The organism is Frigoribacterium sp. Leaf8, assembly GCF_001421165.1.
GTDB lineage: Bacteria > Actinomycetota > Actinomycetes > Actinomycetales > Microbacteriaceae > Frigoribacterium.
On record NZ_LMKB01000005.1, the window covers coordinates 1,033,502 to 1,048,677 of the forward strand.

Here is a 15,176-nt window from a genome sequence, read left to right on the forward strand (position 1 = left end):
ACACTCCTGGTGCAAGGGAAGAGGGCCGGTCGCCATCGGGCGACCGGCCCTCTGTCGTGTACCCCCGGGTACACGCTCGCTCGGCGCCGCCCCCGCGCGTCGGCCCGAGGTCGGTGGCCTTTCGTAGACTCGACCTCGACGAACGTGAGGGACGACATGAGCGAGACATCGATGGCCGTGGGGGCCTGGGAAGCCCTGTTCCGGGCCCAGGTCAGCGTCATGCGTGAACTGACCGAGTGCTTCCCGACCCACGAGATCTCGTTCAACGAGTACGACGTGTTGTTCAACCTGTCCAACCAGCCCGATCGGCGGGCCCGCATCCGCGACCTGACCCGCCACCTGTTGCTGACGCAGCCGAGCATCAGCCGTCTCGTCGACCGACTGGCGTCGAAGGGCATCGTCGAGAAGGCCTCCGACCCCGGCGACGGCCGGGGCATCATCGTGACCATGACGGACGAGGGCTACGACCTCTACCGGCGCACGGCGGTCAGCCACGCCGAGGCCATCCGTCGTCGCGTGGGCGGAGCACTCGACGACGACGAACTGGCCTCGCTCGCCGATCTGTGCACCAAGCTGCGGCTCGGCACGCCGGTCGGGACGAACGCATGACCTCCCCTTCCATCGTCTGGTTGCGCGACGACCTGCGCCTCGCCGACAACCCCGCCCTCGTGGCCGCCGTCGAGCGCGGCGAACCGGTCGTCGTCCTCTTCCTGCTCGACGACGAGACCGACGGCCTGCGCCCCCTCGGCGGGGCCTCACGCTGGTGGCTGCACCACAGCCTCGCCGCCCTCGCCGAATCGCTGCAGGCCGTCGGTGGGCGACTCACGCTGCGCCGGGGTCCCCAGGCACGCGAACTCCCCCGTCTCGTCGACGAGGTGGGCGCGGGTGCCGTCTTCTGGAACCGCCGGTACGGTCTGGCCGCCCGCGACGCCGACGCCGGGCTCAAGTCGTCGCTGCGCGAGCGTGGGCTCGACGTGCGCAGCTTCCAGGCGAACCTCATGTTCGAACCGTGGACCATCCAGACCGGGCAGGGTCAGCCCTTCAAGGTCTTCACGCCGTTCTGGCGCGCCTGCCTCGACCGGCCCGAACCCCGCCACCCCGAGGCGGCCCCCGACGAGCTGCACGTCCCCCACGCGACGCCCGACAGCGACGACCTCGACTCGTGGGCGCTGCTGCCCACGACCCCCGACTGGTCGGCCGGCCTGCGCGACGCCTGGACCCCGGGCGAGGCGTCGGCCCTCGACACCCTCGAACGTTTCGCCACCGGCCACCTGGCCGACTACGGCCTGCGCGACGAGCCGGCCCAAGAGGCGACGAGCCACCTCTCGCCGCACCTCCGTTTCGGCGAGGTCAGCCCGTTCCAGGTCTGGCACCGCATGCGCGGCGACCTGGCGCCCGACGCCCGAGAACAGGCCTCGGGCTTCCTGCGCGAACTCGTGTGGCGCGAGTTCAACCACACCGTCCTCTTCGCGAACCCGCACCTCGCCACGAAGAACTACCGGCCCGAGTTCGACGACTTCCCGTGGCACGAACTCGAACCCGGCGAACTCGAGGCGTGGAGGCAGGGCACGACCGGCATCCCTCTGGTCGACGCGGGCATGCGAGAGCTGTGGACGACCGGGTACATGCACAACCGGGTTCGCATGGTCACGGCGAGCTTCCTGGTCAAGAACCTGCTGGCCGACTGGCGGGTGGGCGAGCAGTGGTTCTGGGACACCCTGGTCGACGCGGACGAGGCGAACAACCCCGCGAACTGGCAGTGGACGGCCGGCTCGGGTGCGGACGCGGCCCCGTACTTCCGAGTGTTCAACCCCGTCCTGCAGGCCGACAAGTTCGACAAGCACCGCGACTACGTGCGGCGCTGGGTCCCCGAGGTCGACACCGACTCGTACCCCGAGCCCATGGTCGACCTCAAGGCCTCCCGCCGGGCCGCGCTCGACGCCTACGAAGCCATGCGCCGCACCACGCGCACCGAATGACCCCGCCCCTCGAGAGGACCGCCTCCGTGACGACGTCATCACGACCCGACCGCACCGAACCACCCACGGGGATCGACGCCGTGTTCGCCGCACGCGCTCCCGAGCGGCGCGGCCCGAGCGCCGTGTGGGCGACCTTCGACCGTTCGGGCGTCACGCACGACGGCTCCTACGGCCAGGTCGCCCCCGGCACCGCGCCCGGCGTCGACACGGCGTATCGCATCGCCTCGTGCACGAAGAGCTTCACCGCCACCGCCCTGCTCGCCCAGCGCGACGCCGGGCTCGTGTCCCTCGACGCACCGATCACCGACTTCGTGCCCGCCTTCGCCGACGTGGCCCTGCCCACCGCCGACTCCCCCGTGCCGACCCTGCGCATGCTCCTGACCATGTCGGCCGGCTTCCCCACGGACGATCCGTGGGGCGACCGGCAAGAATCCCTCACCGACGACGGACTCGACGCCCTGCTGCGGGCCGGGCTCAGCTTCGACAGCGTGCCGGGCACCACCTTTGCCTACTCCAACCTCGGCTTCGCCCTCGTGGGCCGGGCGATCGCGGCCGTCGCCGGCAAGCCCTACCGTGAGGTCGTCGAGTCGACGATCCTCGAACCGCTCGGCCTGACGGCCACCGGCTTCGAGGCGACCGTGCGGGCGATGGGCGGCGTCGCGATCGGCCATCGCCGCACCTCCGACGGGGGTGACCCCCTGCCGTTCTCAGGCCCGGGCGCGTTCTCACCGATCGGCGGCCTGTTCAGCACCGTGACCGACCTGGCGCGCTGGGCGCGCTGGCTGGGTTCCGCCTTCGACCCCGAGGGCCGCGGCGACCTCGACGGCATCCTCTCGCGCGCCTCCCGACGCGAGATGCAGCAGGTGCAGCGTTTCGTCCCCGCCCGGGTCGGGCACCCCGGCGGCTACGGGTTCGGTCTATTCGTCGAGCACTATCCCGACCACGGCCCCGTCGTGTCGCACAGCGGGGGCTACCCCGGGTTCTCGGCCCACATGCGCTGGCAGACCGCGACCGGCCTCGGCGCGGTCGGGTTCGAGAACGCGACCTACTCGAAGGTCTCCGAGCCGATCGGGCTCGCGCTCGACGGCCTGATGGCCGAGCGTCCCGACGCCCGCGTCGTCGTGCGGCCGTGGCCCGAGACGTCGGCGGCCCGCGAGGCGGTCGAGGCCGTCGTCCTCGGCGGCGCCGTGCCCGACGGGTTGTTCAGCGAGAACGTCGAGGCGGACCTGACGCTCGACCGACGCCGCGCCTCCTGGGCCGCCGCCGTCGAGTCCGTGGGCGGTTGGGACGACGACGGCGAGGCATCGCCGCCCGACGAGTCGTCCGCTCCCTCGCACCTGGTGTGGCGACGACGGGGAGCCCGGGGCGTCGTCCGGTTCGAGATCCGGCTCACCCCCGAGCGTCCGCCCCGGGTCCAGACCGTGCTGGTGAGCGCCGAGAGCGCACGGTAGCCGAGGGCTCGCCGGGACAGGCGTCGTCAGTCGGGCAAGGCGTCGTCACGCGGGCCAGGCGTCGTCAGGCGGGCCCGACGCTGTCAGGCGGGCCCGACGCGGTCACGCGGGCGGCCGACCTCCGGCGACCCCGGCGGCACGGGCGGCGGCACGGGCTCCACTCCGACCCGCGACCCCGAGGCTGCCCGTCGTCGCCCACGCGGCGATGAACCCGGCCGAGAACGCGTCCACGAGGCCCACCGAGTCGACCCAGCGCGAGACGACCCCGTCGACCACGACCGGTTGCTGCCCCCGCGAGACCACGACGGCACCCCCGTCGTCGGCGACGAGCGCGACCACGCCGACCTGCTCGGCGAGCGCCGTCGCCGACGCGACCGGGTCGTCCAACCCGGTGAGCTCGCGGGCGGTCTCGTCCGACGGGAAGAACAGGTCGGCTCCGTGGACGGCCGCGAGGAACGCCGACGCCCCGAAGCGGCGGACGATCGAGGCGCTTCCCGGGGCGACCGAGACGAGCGCCCCCGCCTCCCGGGCCCGTCCCACGAGGCGTCGGAGGGCGACCGGGCTGCGGGACTGGGCGACGGTGTAGCCCGTGAAGTGCACGAGACCGGCCCCGGCGACCAGGTCGTCGGGGACGTCGTCGGGGCTCAGCGAGGCACCGGCCCCCCGATCGGTGAACATGATGCGCGACGAGCCGTCGACGGTGATGACGACCGTGCCCGTCGGGTCGTGGGCGTCGTAGGACAGACGGGCCACGACCCCCGCGTTGGCGAGCAGTTGCGCGTGGCGTTGCAGGTCGGCCGTGCCGACCCGACCGACGAACGAGACCTCGACCCCCAGCGACCCGAGCCACGCCGCCGTGTTCGCCGCCGAACCCCCGGCCCGGTGCCGGATGGTGGCTGCCGTCTCGGTCCTGGTGCCGTCCTCCGCCCGGGGGGTGACGATGATGTCGTCGAGGACGTCCCCGAAGACGAGGACGGGCGACCCGGTGCGGGGTCGGCCGCCGGAGCGGCGGAAGCGGTCGCTGGCGGGAATCATCGGCATCCAGCCGACCACGGATCGGGGGCCGGGACGGGACGAGGAGGCGCAAATCACCCTCGCGGGTGCGTCACGTTCACCCGTCCCGGCCTCGCGCCCGGCCCGCTCGGCCCCGACTCAGACGGTTGCGGGCAGCGGGGCCGAGGCCTCGCGACGGGCGCGCCGGCCCCGGACGACCAGGGCGTCGAGGGCGAAGCGGCCCGGCCCCGTGAGCACGACCGCGACGGAGACGACCGCCAGGACGAGGACGTACTCGAACCCACCCGTCGTCGAGTAGAAGCCGTTCGGCAGGTGGACGGCGACCAGGGCGACGACCGCCGTCACCGCCAGGAGCGCGGCGGCGACACGGGTGGCGACGCCGACCACGAGCGCGACGCCACCGGCGAGCTCGGTGACGGCCGCGACCGGGGCGGCGACCTCGGCGAGCGGGATGCCCATGCCCCCGAAGGCGCCCTGCGTCGCGGCGAGGCCGTCGACGGCGAGCTTCTGCCAGCCATGGGCGACGAACACGACCCCGAGGACGACGCGGACGAGGAGGAGGCCGAGGGACGAGAGAGCTGACGACACGAGGTGCCTTTCGGTCGGGGACGGGGTCGTGGCACGTCGTCGGGCCCCCCGCCACGGTAGGAGGTGACGCGTCACCGACCGGGGTCGTGGAGATCCCTGCCAGGCCTTCGCCAGAGCCTTGTCAGGCTCGGGTGGGGCATCCGGGGGACGCGGGGACGCGTCGCGAGGGCGCTTCGGCGGACGCGTGGCGTGCCCCGCGAGCGCTGTCGGTGGTCCGGGGCAGGATCGGGGCAGGACCACGGGCGGGCCGACGAGCCCCCGACGAGAGGCGGCACACATGGCGACCATCGCGATCACGGGAGGCTCGGGCCGCATCGCGACCTGGGTCCGCCCTCTTCTGCTCGAGGCCGGCCACGACCTGCGGCTGCTCGACGTGGTCACGCCACCCGGCGACCTCCGACGACGAGAGACCTTCGAGCACGTCGGCGTGACCGATCTCGACTCCCTCACCGTGGCGTTCGCCGGGGCCGACCTGGTCGTCCACCTCGCGTCGCACGCCAGCGAACGCACGTGGCACGAGATCCGCGACCTCAACGTCGAGAGCGCCTACGTGGCGCACGAGGCCGCCCGTCGGGCCGGCGTGACCCGGCTGCTCGCGGCCAGCTCGGTGCACGCCGTCGGGTTCGAACCGGGCTCGAGCGCCGCCGACCACGACGTGCCGGCCCCCCGGCCCGACACCTTCTACGGCGTCAGCAAGGTGCTGCTCGAGGCGGTCGGCAGCCTGTACGCCGACCGCTTCGGTTCGACCGTCGTGTCGGCGCGCATCATGACGGCCGAGGTCGAGCCGCACGACGTCCGCAGCCTCGGCACCTGGCTGTCCCCGGCCGACGCGACCCGGCTGATCCTGGCCACCCTGACGACCGCACCGGCCGGGCACCACGTCGTCTGGGGCGTCAGTCGCAACACCCGTCGCGTCGTGTCGCTCGCGGCGGGCGAGGCCATCGGCTACCACCCCGAGGACGACGCCGAGGCGTTCGTCGACCGCTTCGCCGGTCAGGTCCTGCCCCCCGACGCACCCGTCGGCGGGGACTTCACGACCATGCCGTTGGGCGAGTCCCGGTGACCCGCCCGAAGGCGGCATCCGGTCACGCGCGCGAGGCCGATAGCGTGGCCGTGTGACCCCCACCCAGCACTCGTCGTCCGTCGCCGAGATCGACCCCGTCGTCCTCTACGAGATCCTCCGCCTCCGGGTCGACGTCTTCGTCGTCGAACAGGAGTGCCCCTACCCCGAGCTCGACGGGCGCGACCTCGAGCCGACCGCGCGCCTCCTCTGGTCCACCGACGACGACGCCCGGATCCTGGCGACGCTCCGGGTGCTGCACGACGGCGACGACCGTCGCATCGGCCGGGTGGCGACGGCGTCGTCGGCTCGCGGTCGCGGGCTCGCCGCCGACCTCATGCGGTCGGCCGTCGTCGAGTGCGACGGTCGACTGGTCCGGCTCGACGCCCAGGCCCACCTCTCGGGCTGGTACGCCCGGTTCGGCTTCGTGGTCGACGGTGACGAGTTCCTCGAGGACGGCATCCCCCACCTGCCGATGACGCTCGCCGCCACGCGCTGACGCCGGCCCCTGGCTCGGCACGGCACCGGCTGATCGGTCAGACGGTCGGGCCGGGGTGGTGGTGCTCGAAGACCAGACTGGTCCGGGTCGAGGCGACGGCCGGGTGCGCCGAGAGGTGGTCGAGGACGAACTCGCGGACGTCGTTCGTGTCGCGGACGGCCAGGTGGATGATGAAGTCCTCGGACCCGCCCAGGAAGAACAGCTGCACCACCTGCGGCAGGGCCCGGATCTCGGCCGAGAAGGCGGCGATCCGCTGTCGGGCCGACGCGAGGATCGTCACGCTGATCAGCGCCTGCAGGTCGAGTCCGAGCGCCGACAGGTCGACGTCGGCTCCGAAGCCGGCGACGACCCCGCGCTCGACGAGGGATCGGAGGCGCGCGAGACAGGTCGACGGAGCGATCCCGACCTGCGCGGCCAACGTGGCGTTGGGGGTGCGACTGTTCGCGAGCAGCAGGCGCACGAGCTGCCGGTCGATCTCGTCGAGCCGAACGTCCTTCGTCGCAGCCATGCCTCGTCCCGTCCCTCACCGTCGATCGTGCGGCCAGGCAGGGCCTGCACAGAATCTCGTGCGGAGAGCTTGGCACGCATCGGCACGAAACAGCACACTGACCTCAGTTCGGCGAACAGAGGCGTGCACCGGCCGCCCGTCGTCGAGGCCACTCCCCGAGAGGACGATCCATGCGCGTCGGCATCCCCACCGAGATCAAGAACAACGAGAACCGTGTCGCCGCGACCCCGGCCGGCGTCCACGAGTTCTCCCGACGTGGACACGACGTCATCGTGCAGGCCGGCGCCGGACGGGGGTCGGGGTTCACGGACGCCGAGTTCATCGCCGCTGGTGCGACGGTGGTGGACGACGCGGCCGACGTCTGGGGCGAGGCCGATCTGCTGATGAAGGTCAAGGAGCCGATCGCGGCCGAGTACCCGCTCATGCGGGCGGACCAGACCCTCTTCACCTACCTGCACCTCGCGGCCTCACCCGAGTGCACCGAGGCCGTCCTCGCGTCCAGCACGACCGCGATCGCCTACGAGACGGTCCAGCGGGACGATCGCAGCCTGCCGCTGCTCTCGCCCATGAGCGAGGTCGCCGGCCGCCTCTCCACGATGGTCGGCGCCTACCACCTCATGAAGCCGATCGGGGGCACGGGCGTGCTGCTCGGCGGCGTCCCCGGCACCCCGAAGGCGAAGGTGGTGGTGATCGGCGGCGGCGTCGCCGGTGAACACGCCGCGGCGAACGCCCTCGGCCTCGGCGCCGACGTGACCGTCATCGACGTGTCGCTTCCGCGCCTCCGCGCCCTCGAGGTGCAGTTCGGCGGCAGGGTGCAGACCCGCGCCTCGACGGCCTACGAGATCGGCGCCCAGGTCGCGGCCGCCGACCTGGTGATCGGTTCGGTTCTGATCCCCGGCGCACAGGCCCCCAAGCTCGTCACCGACGAGATGGTGGCGTCGATGCGTCCCGGGTCGGTGCTCGTCGACATCGCCATCGACCAGGGCGGCTGCTTCGAGGGCTCGCGCGCGACCACGCACGACGACCCGACCTTCGCCGTCCACGACAGCGTCTACTACTGCGTCGCCAACATGCCCGGCGCGGTCCCCCAGACCTCGACCCGGGCCCTGACGAACGCGACCATGCCCTATGCACTCGCCCTCGCCGACCGGGGGTGGCGTGACGCCATCGCGGCGGATGCGTCGTTGGCCCGCGGCGTCAACGCGGTCGCGGGGCAGATCACCAACGCGGGCGTCGCGGCGGCGGTCGGCGTCGACCTGGTGGACGCCCGCGCGCTCTGACCCGTCCGACGACGCGACGGTCCCCCTCCGCGACGGCGCCCTCCCGGACGCGGGGCGAACCGGTCCGGCCGGTAAGCGAAGACCTCGATCCGAACCAGGTGGTCCGGAGAGGTGCAGCCCCTATGCTCTGGACATGGCACGACGACCCACCCCTCCGCGGGAGCGGCTGCTCGAGGCGGCGCGGACCGAGTTCGCGGCCCGCGGCCTCGCCGGAGCCCGCGTCGACACGATCGCGCGCGACGCCGAGGCGAGCAAAGAACGGCTCTACGCCCACTTCTCGACCAAGCGCGACCTGTTCGACGCCGCCCTCGGCGAGAGCATCGGCCGCTGGGTCGCGGTCGTCCCCTTCGACGCCCACGACCTGCCGGGCTGGGCCAGCGCGCTCTACGACCACCTGGCGTCGAACCCCGACGACGCGCGCCTCCTGCTCTGGGGCCAGATCGAGGGCGTCGCGTTGCCGAGCCCCGGCGTGCTCGACCACGGTCAGCTCGAGGCGCGCCGTGACTCGGTGCGTGCGGCCCAGGACGCGGGTGACATCTCGTCCGGCTGGGACGCCGACGAGTTGCTGACCATGGTCTTCGGCGTCGTGCTGGCCTGGTTCGTCACGCCCGAGGCCACCAACCTGCACACCGGCCCGCAGCAGCGTCGGTGCGACGTCGTCCGTCAGGCCGTCGCCCGCATCGTCGACCCCGGCTGAACCGCCCCCGGCACCGTCCGACCCGCCGGGAGTAGCGTCCCCGTGTGACCACGACCGAACCCACTCCCGCCCTCTCCCCCGACCTTCAGCGCGTCCTCGACAGCGTGCCCGACCCGGGCGGCGTCACGACGTCGGACGAGGTCTACGCGGCGACCGACGTCGATCTCGAGGGGTTCCTCGCGACGCCGGCCGGCGCCTCCTCGTCCGGGCTCGTGCCCGGCGTGCTCGTGCTGCACGACTGGTTCGGCGTCGTCGACCACGTCAAGGTGCGCGCGCAGATGCTCGCGCGGCTCGGCTACGTGGCGCTGGCCGGCGACGTCTAGGGGCAGGGGGTCCGCCCGTCGCCCGAGGAGGCCGCCGGCGAGGCGGGCAAGTACTACGGTGACGTCGCGCTGTTCCGGTCGCGCCTGCTCGCGAACCTCGAGCGCCTGCGCGCCGAGCCGGGCGTCGACCCGTCGCGGATCGCGGTGATGGGCTACTGCTTCGGCGGCTCGGGTGCCCTCGAGCTGGCCCGCGCGGGTGCCGACGTCGCCGGCGTCGTGTCGTTCCACGGAGGGCTCGGGACGGGGATGCCCGCCGAGAAGGGTGCCGTGACGGCCCCGCTGCTCGTGATGACGGGTGCCGCCGACCCGGTGGTGCCCGACGAGGCGGTGGTCGGCTTCGAGGACGAGATGCGCGCCGCCGAGGCACCCGACTGGCAGGTGCTGAGCTACAGCGGCGTCATGCACGCCTTCGCCGTCCCCGGGACGGACGCACCCGATCACGGGGCCCAGTACGACGCCCGCGCGGATCGTCGCTCGTGGCAGCAGCTCGAGACGTTCCTGTCCGAGGTCTTCGCCTAGGCCCGAGGGGCCCGACGGGCCCGCGGGGTCCGACGGGCAGGACGCCAGACCGTCAGGAGGCGCGGTGCCGGGACGCTCGTCGCCCCGGCACCGCCTCCGTCGTCAGAACCCGGCCACGCGGGCCGTGCCGGCCCGGGCCAGGTCGCGCAACTGGACGGCCGTCGCGACGGCGGCGTGGGCGGCCTCGGCACCCTTGTCCTCCTTCGAGCCGGGGAGGCCTGCCCGGTCGAGGCCCTGCTGCTCGTCGTCGAGGGTGAGCACGCCGAACCCGACGGGCTTGCCCGTGTCGAGCGTCACCCGCAGCAGGCCCGAGGTCGCGGCGTCGGACACGTACTCGAAGTGCGGCGTGCCGCCGCGGATGATGACACCGAGGGCCACGACCGCGTCGGCCCCGGCCTCGAGCGCGGCCTTCGCGACGACGGGCAGTTCGAAGCTGCCGGGCACGCGCACGACCGTGGCCGTGGCGCCGAGGCGCTCGACCGTCGACAGCGCGCCGGCCAGCAGGCCGTCGGTGATGGTCTCGTGCCAGGTGCCGGCGACGATCGTGACACGGATTCCCGTGCCGTCGACGTCGAGTTCGGTGGGGGCGCCTTCTCCGCTCATGCGCGGTCTCCTTCGGTCGTGCGGGTGGTGGTCGTGGTGTCGGTGGCCCGGGAGTCGGACGCAGGGGATGGTGCGTCGAGGTCGCGGTCGCCCAGCCAGGAGACGAGAGCGGCGATCGTCACGACCGGCACGCCCTCGCGGGCCCCGAAGTCGAGCAGAGCCCGCAGTCGCATCATCTCGCCGTCGTCGCCCACGATCTCGCTGATGACGGCCACGGGTCGCAGCCCCGCGGCCTTCATCAGGTCGACCGAGGCCTCGGTGTGGCCGTCGCGCTCACGCACTCCGCCGTCACGGGCGCGTAGCGGCAGGACGTGTCCAGGGCGGTGCAGGTCGTCGCGAACGCTGGTCGGCGACGCGAGCGTGCGGAGGGTCGTCGCCCGGTCGGAGGCGCTGATCCCCGTCGTCACGCCGGCCGCCGCGTCGACGCTGACGGTGTAGGCCGTGCCCCGGGCGTCCTCGTTGTGGGCGACCATGGGCGGCAGGTCGAGTCGGTCGGCGATCTCGTTCGTCATCGGTGCGCAGACGAAACCGGAGGACACCCGGACCGTCCAGGCGATCCACTCGGCCGAGGCCAACTCGGCCGACAGGACGACGTCGCCCTCGTTCTCGCGGGACTCGTCGTCGACCACCACGACCGGGCGACCACGGCGCAGGTGCTCGAGGGCGAGCTCGATCGGGGCGAGGCGCGAGTCGACCCGCCCCTCCTCCCGGGGCGTCGACACGGTCACGGGCGCCCCGTCACGGCGGCGTCCCGCGGGTCCGCCGCGTCGGCCGGGGTGGCCGCACCGCGCGGGCCGTCGGCGTCGAGCGCGTCCAGTCGCAGCATGCGGCGCACGTGGCGGGCGAGCACGTCGGTCTCGACGTTGACGCGGTCGCCGACGGCCTTGCCGCCCAGGGTCGTCACGGCGAGCGTCTCGGGGATGAGGCTGACCTCGAACCAGCCCGGCAGCTCGCCGGGTTCGCTGATCGCGCTCACCGTGAGGCTGACGCCGTCAAGCGTCACCGACCCCTTGTCGACGAGCAGGGGCGCGAGGTCGTCGGCGAGGTCGAACCGGACCCGACGCCAGGCCTCGCCCTCTTCGATCTCGACGACCGTGGCCGTGCCGTCGACGTGGCCCTGGACGATGTGACCGCCCAGGCGGTCGCCGACGCGGGCGGCTCGTTCGAGGTTGACGGGCGTCCCGGGGCCGAACGTCCCCACGGTGCTCATGGCCAGGGTCTGCCGCATGACGTCGGCCGTGAAGGTGTCCCCCTGCTGCTCGACCACCGTCAGGCAGACGCCGCTGACCGAGATGGAGTCACCGTGCGCGGCGTCGGTCAGCACGGCGGGGCCGTGGACCGTCAGGCGGACGCTGTCCCCCTGGTCGGCGACGCGCTCGACGCGTCCGAGTTCTTCGACGAGGCCGGTGAACATCAGCGCACCACCGGGCCCGTCGGGTCGGTGGGTCGGTGCGTGCGTGCATCGGGCCCGGGCGTGGTCGCCTGCGTCGTCATGTCGTCCTCCGGTCTGCCTGGCTGTGTGCCGAGGGCTCTCCGGGGGTGCGCGACGCGAGGGTCGGCATCGGCCCGGGGGTCCGCTGAGGGACGACCGGGCCCGCGCCACCTCTCATCCGGACTATGACCGTCGGTACCGGGGTTCCACCGGTTCAACCGGCCGCCACCTCTCGGGGACGACGCGGGTCGCGGACTGTGACCGCCGGCTCAGATTTTCACTGACCCCGGAGCGCGTTGCTCTGTCGGCGACGATAGCACCGCCGCCTCGTGCGGCCCCGACGTGTTCGGCCAGGGCGTAGCCGGGCGTCGCACGGGCGGCCCGGGCTCAGCCGTCGACGAGCCCGGGCTCAGCCGACGACGAGCCCGAGGTGAGCCGCCATCGTCGGGGCGAAGGTCGCCAGCTGCAGGTCGTCGATGGTCGCGCCACGAAGCCCTTCGAAACCGTCGATGCGGGAGAAGTCGCTGGTGCGCAGATCGGTGTGCGACAAGGAGGCGCGGGTCACGTCGAGCGTGCCGATGCGGCAGTCGACCAGCGCGACCCGCAGGGCCTGCACACCCCCGAGGTCGAGTTCGCCGATCGTGCAGCCCTCGATCACGACGTCGGTGAGGCGCGCCCCGCGCAGGTTGAGGAAGTCGATCTTGCCGCCGACCAGGTGCACCGACCGCAGTTCGGCGTCGAACAGCTCGGCCGACCCCCACCGGGGCCGCTCGACGCGGACGTCACGCCAGGTGCTGCGCGAGGCGGCGAACTCGGGGGCGAACGAGTCGGCCAGCACCGACTCGACCAGGCGGGCGCCCCGCAGTCGGGCCGATCCGAGCCGCGGCGACTCGAAGACGCACTCGGTGAACTCGGACCCCTCGAGGTCGCGACCGGTCAGGTCGGCGTCGACGTACCGTTCGAGCTCACGGCTGTCGCGCGGACCCAGCAGGTCGGTGCCGAGATCGACGAGCCCCCGGGGCTCGACGGGGTCGAGCCGCGGGGCGTCGGTGCCCCCCGGGGTCGCGGGGCGGGACGGCGTGGGGCGGCGCGACGGGGTCATGCGACGAGGCTAGCGGCGGGGTGCGACACGACCCGAGGAACGTCCGGGCGGACGTCCGACGCGGTCGTTCTCAGCACTCGATGACGTTGACCGCGAGCCCGGCACGGCTGGTCTCCTTGTAGCTGTCCTTCATGTCGCGGCCGGTCTGGCGCATCGTCTCGATGACGGTGTCGAGGCTGACGACGTGGCTGCCGTCGCCGAGCAGGGCCATGCGGGTGGCGGCGACCGCCGTGCCCGCCGCGATCGCGTTGCGCTCGATGCAGGGCACCTGCACGAAGCCGCCCACGGGGTCGCAGGTGAGGCCGAGGTGGTGCTCCATGGCGATCTCGGCCGCGTTCTCGACCTGGCGGGGCGTCCCGCCGAGCAGGGCGGTCAGGGCGCCGGCGGCCATCGATGCGGCCGAGCCGACCTCACCCTGACAGCCGGCCTCGGCCCCCGAGATCGACGCGTTGCGCTTGTAGAGCGACCCGATCGCCGCCGCCGTCAGCAGGAAGGTGCGGGACAGCTCGTGATCGGTCGCGCCGTGGAACCTCATGGCGTAGTAGGCGACCGCCGGGATGATGCCGGCCGCGCCGTTGGTCGGGGCGGTGACGACGCGCCCGCCTCCCGCGTTCTCTTCGTTGACGGCCATCGCGTAGGCCTGCAGCCACTGGGCCGGCAGGTCGGAGGCCAACAGCGAGGAGGCGCGGCCCTGGTCGATCGCCGAGCCGCCGAGGGCGAAGGCGGTCGCCCGCTCGTCCTGCTGGCGCAGCATGGTCGCGAACTGCCGGGCGCGTCGGGGCACCTTCATCCAGCCGGGCAGGACGCCCGTGGCCTCGAGACCCGCGTCGACGCAGGCCCGCATGGCCGCCCAGCGTGAGTCGAGCCCCACCGCGGCGTCGGCCTCGCCGTGCAGCGCGACCTCGTTGCGCCAGGCGAGGTCGGCGATCGACGCGCCTTCGGAGTCGCAGAGGCGCAGCAGGTCGTCCGCGTCGGTGAAGGCGAACGGCGCCTCGGCGGTGGGCACGGCCCGCTCGTCGTCACCGTCCCGCACGACGAAGCCCCCGCCGACCGAGAAGTAGACCTCGCGGGCGAGGCTCCCGCCGTGAGCGTCGAAGGCCTCGACGCTCATCGCGTTGGGGTGCCGGGGCATGCGCGTCAGCGGCGCCATGCGCAGGTCGTTGGGGGCGAAGGCGATCTGGTGCCGGCCGAGCAGCCGCAGGCCGCCGCCCTGCTCGACCGCCTGCTGCATGCCCGAGACGACCTCGGGGTCACAGGTCTCGGGTTGCATGCCCGCGAGGCCGGCGAGGACGGCCGACGGAGTGCCGTGGCCGAGGCCGGTGGCGGCGAGCGAGCCGTAGAGCACGGCCTCGACCCGCACGACGTCGGTCAGCCGGCCGTCGACGTCGAGACCGAGCAGGAACTCGCGGGCGGCCCTCATGGGGCCGACGGTGTGCGAGCTCGAGGGGCCGATGCCGATCGAGAAGAGATCGAGGGCCGAGACGTGGTCGGTCACGGAGAACCTGCCTTCCGGGGTCACCACGACGTTACCCGCTCCCGCCGACGCGCAGGAGGTCGGGGCCGTGCGCCACCCCGGGGAGGTGCGGGTCGCCTCAGGCGGGTCGCCCCACCTCGCGGGCCCGCTCCGCCATCGCGCCCGACATGCCCTCGAGGAACCGTCGGACGGTCTCGAGCTCGGCCTCGTCAAACTCGGCCATGACCCGGTCGCTCATCACGCCGAGCGGCCCGAAGAACGCGCCCGCGACCTCGCGGGCGCGATCCGAGTAGCGGACGAGCACCCGGCGCCGATCGGCGTCGTCGCGGCTGCGGTGCACGTGCCCGACCTTCTCGAGGCGGTCGATGACTCCGGTCGCCGCCCCCGACGTGACGCCCAGGAGCTCGCCGAGACCGCCGGCGGTGACGGGGTCGCCGTCGCGCTCGGCCTGCATGACGTGCAGCAGCGCCTCGAGGTCGATGTGGCCGAGACCGTGTCGCGAGGCGAAGGCCTGGGCGACCTTCTGGGACTCGGTGGTCAGCCGTTGCATGTGGGTGACGATCTCGTCGGCCTGCGGCGAGCGCGACGGACGGGTCGACGGGGCCGTGGGGCCCGGGTCTGTCGGGGTGGGCATGGAACCTCCTGCG

General features: G+C 73.2%; 15 protein-coding genes, 2 pseudogenes and 1 riboswitch. Of the genes and pseudogenes, 8 read left to right on the forward strand and 9 right to left on the reverse strand.

The window, feature by feature from the left end; genetic code table 11:
- Positions 1-156 precede the first annotated feature (156 nt).
- From ASL10_RS09490 to ASL10_RS09500, 3 genes are read left to right on the forward strand one after another with little or no spacing between them, the layout of a single operon-like run.
- Positions 157-609: a MarR family winged helix-turn-helix transcriptional regulator gene (locus tag ASL10_RS09490; protein ID WP_056046607.1), complete on the forward strand. Its 453-nt coding sequence runs from the start codon at positions 157-159 to the stop codon at positions 607-609.
- Entirely contained in the window at positions 606-1,979 is a 1,374-nt protein-coding gene (locus tag ASL10_RS09495; protein ID WP_056046609.1) for a deoxyribodipyrimidine photo-lyase, read from the forward strand. Before ASL10_RS09490 ends, ASL10_RS09495 begins: the two co-directional genes overlap by 4 nt.
- A gap of 26 nt (positions 1,980-2,005) precedes the next feature.
- Positions 2,006-3,430, forward strand: a complete 1,425-nt coding sequence (locus ASL10_RS09500; protein WP_162234607.1) for a serine hydrolase — start codon at positions 2,006-2,008, stop codon at positions 3,428-3,430.
- Between the two features lie 102 nt (positions 3,431-3,532).
- Here the strand turns inward: ASL10_RS09500 and ASL10_RS09505 are convergent, their stop codons facing one another.
- Together ASL10_RS09505 and ASL10_RS16565 are read right to left on the reverse strand one after the other, a co-directional pair.
- On the reverse strand, positions 3,533-4,465 hold the full coding sequence (locus ASL10_RS09505) for a carbohydrate kinase family protein (protein ID WP_162234608.1): 933 nt from the start codon (positions 4,463-4,465) through the stop codon (positions 3,533-3,535).
- Between the two features lie 117 nt (positions 4,466-4,582).
- Positions 4,583-5,032, reverse strand: a complete 450-nt coding sequence (locus ASL10_RS16565; protein ID WP_056046616.1) for a DoxX family protein — start codon at positions 5,030-5,032, stop codon at positions 4,583-4,585.
- Between the two features lie 277 nt (positions 5,033-5,309).
- On the opposite strand from ASL10_RS16565, the gene ASL10_RS09515 reads away from it, so the two are divergent.
- Together ASL10_RS09515 and ASL10_RS09520 are read left to right on the forward strand one after the other, a co-directional pair.
- Positions 5,310-6,095 carry an NAD(P)-dependent oxidoreductase gene (locus ASL10_RS09515; RefSeq protein WP_056046619.1) on the forward strand — a complete coding sequence of 262 codons (786 nt, stop codon included), beginning with the start codon at positions 5,310-5,312 and terminating at the stop codon, positions 6,093-6,095.
- Positions 6,096-6,147: 52 nt separating this feature from the next.
- Positions 6,148-6,591: a GNAT family N-acetyltransferase gene (locus tag ASL10_RS09520; protein WP_056046620.1), complete on the forward strand. Its 444-nt coding sequence runs from the start codon at positions 6,148-6,150 to the stop codon at positions 6,589-6,591.
- Positions 6,592-6,628: 37 nt separating this feature from the next.
- Here ASL10_RS09520 and ASL10_RS09525 read toward each other — a convergent pair whose 3' ends face one another.
- Complete coding sequence (locus tag ASL10_RS09525; protein WP_056046623.1) at positions 6,629-7,099, reverse strand: Lrp/AsnC family transcriptional regulator; 471 nt, start codon at positions 7,097-7,099, stop codon at positions 6,629-6,631.
- 170 nt (positions 7,100-7,269) lie between these two features.
- Between ASL10_RS09525 and ald the strand changes: the two genes are divergently transcribed.
- From ald to ASL10_RS09540, 3 genes and pseudogenes are all read left to right on the forward strand, one after another.
- Positions 7,270-8,379: an alanine dehydrogenase gene (gene ald, locus ASL10_RS09530; protein WP_056046625.1), complete on the forward strand. Its 1,110-nt coding sequence runs from the start codon at positions 7,270-7,272 to the stop codon at positions 8,377-8,379.
- 133 nt (positions 8,380-8,512) lie between these two features.
- On the forward strand, positions 8,513-9,076 hold the full coding sequence (locus tag ASL10_RS09535; protein ID WP_056046627.1) for a TetR family transcriptional regulator: 564 nt from the start codon (positions 8,513-8,515) through the stop codon (positions 9,074-9,076).
- 104 nt (positions 9,077-9,180) lie between these two features.
- A pseudogene (locus ASL10_RS09540) lies at positions 9,181-9,918 on the forward strand (dienelactone hydrolase family protein).
- Positions 9,919-10,020: 102 nt separating this feature from the next.
- Here the strand turns inward: ASL10_RS09540 and ribH are convergent.
- From ribH to ASL10_RS09570, 6 genes and pseudogenes are all read right to left on the reverse strand, one after another.
- Positions 10,021-10,521, reverse strand: a complete 501-nt coding sequence (ribH, locus tag ASL10_RS09545; protein ID WP_056046630.1) for a 6,7-dimethyl-8-ribityllumazine synthase — start codon at positions 10,519-10,521, stop codon at positions 10,021-10,023.
- A 103-nt stretch (positions 10,522-10,624) separates the two neighbouring features.
- A pseudogene (ribB, locus tag ASL10_RS09550) lies at positions 10,625-11,195 on the reverse strand (3,4-dihydroxy-2-butanone-4-phosphate synthase); the annotation flags it as partial.
- A 50-nt stretch (positions 11,196-11,245) separates the two neighbouring features.
- Complete coding sequence (locus ASL10_RS09555; RefSeq protein ID WP_056046632.1) at positions 11,246-11,935, reverse strand: riboflavin synthase; 690 nt, start codon at positions 11,933-11,935, stop codon at positions 11,246-11,248.
- Between the two features lie 180 nt (positions 11,936-12,115).
- Positions 12,116-12,250: riboswitch (FMN riboswitch) on the reverse strand.
- 112 nt (positions 12,251-12,362) lie between these two features.
- Complete coding sequence (locus tag ASL10_RS09560) at positions 12,363-13,055, reverse strand: pentapeptide repeat-containing protein (protein ID WP_056046634.1); 693 nt, start codon at positions 13,053-13,055, stop codon at positions 12,363-12,365.
- 70 nt (positions 13,056-13,125) lie between these two features.
- Positions 13,126-14,550 (reverse strand): L-serine ammonia-lyase, encoded by a 1,425-nt coding sequence (locus tag ASL10_RS09565; protein WP_056046636.1) that lies wholly within the window; start codon positions 14,548-14,550, stop codon positions 13,126-13,128.
- Between the two features lie 97 nt (positions 14,551-14,647).
- Positions 14,648-15,163 carry a MarR family winged helix-turn-helix transcriptional regulator gene (locus tag ASL10_RS09570; protein ID WP_056046638.1) on the reverse strand — a complete coding sequence of 172 codons (516 nt, stop codon included), beginning with the start codon at positions 15,161-15,163 and terminating at the stop codon, positions 14,648-14,650.
- Positions 15,164-15,176: the final 13 nt, after the last annotated feature.

What these genes read in the sequence shown, in the direction of transcription:
- ASL10_RS09490 (WP_056046607.1), top strand. Translation starts at nt 157, where the DNA reads ATGAGCGAGACATCGATGGCCGTGGGGGCCTGGGAAGCCCTGTTCCGG.
- ASL10_RS09495 (WP_056046609.1), top strand. Translation starts at nt 606, where the DNA reads ATGACCTCCCCTTCCATCGTCTGGTTGCGCGACGACCTGCGCCTCGCC.
- ASL10_RS09505 (WP_162234608.1), bottom strand. Translation starts at nt 4,465, where the DNA reads ATGATTCCCGCCAGCGACCGCTTCCGCCGCTCCGGCGGCCGACCCCGC.
- ASL10_RS09515 (WP_056046619.1), top strand. Translation starts at nt 5,310, where the DNA reads ATGGCGACCATCGCGATCACGGGAGGCTCGGGCCGCATCGCGACCTGG.
- ASL10_RS09525 (WP_056046623.1), bottom strand. Translation starts at nt 7,099, where the DNA reads ATGGCTGCGACGAAGGACGTTCGGCTCGACGAGATCGACCGGCAGCTC.
- ald (WP_056046625.1), top strand. Translation starts at nt 7,270, where the DNA reads ATGCGCGTCGGCATCCCCACCGAGATCAAGAACAACGAGAACCGTGTC.
- ASL10_RS09535 (WP_056046627.1), top strand. Translation starts at nt 8,513, where the DNA reads ATGGCACGACGACCCACCCCTCCGCGGGAGCGGCTGCTCGAGGCGGCG.
- ribH (WP_056046630.1), bottom strand. Translation starts at nt 10,521, where the DNA reads ATGAGCGGAGAAGGCGCCCCCACCGAACTCGACGTCGACGGCACGGGA.
- ASL10_RS09555 (WP_056046632.1), bottom strand. Translation starts at nt 11,935, where the DNA reads ATGTTCACCGGCCTCGTCGAAGAACTCGGACGCGTCGAGCGCGTCGCC.
- ASL10_RS09560 (WP_056046634.1), bottom strand. Translation starts at nt 13,055, where the DNA reads ATGACCCCGTCGCGCCGCCCCACGCCGTCCCGCCCCGCGACCCCGGGG.
- ASL10_RS09570 (WP_056046638.1), bottom strand. Translation starts at nt 15,163, where the DNA reads ATGCCCACCCCGACAGACCCGGGCCCCACGGCCCCGTCGACCCGTCCG.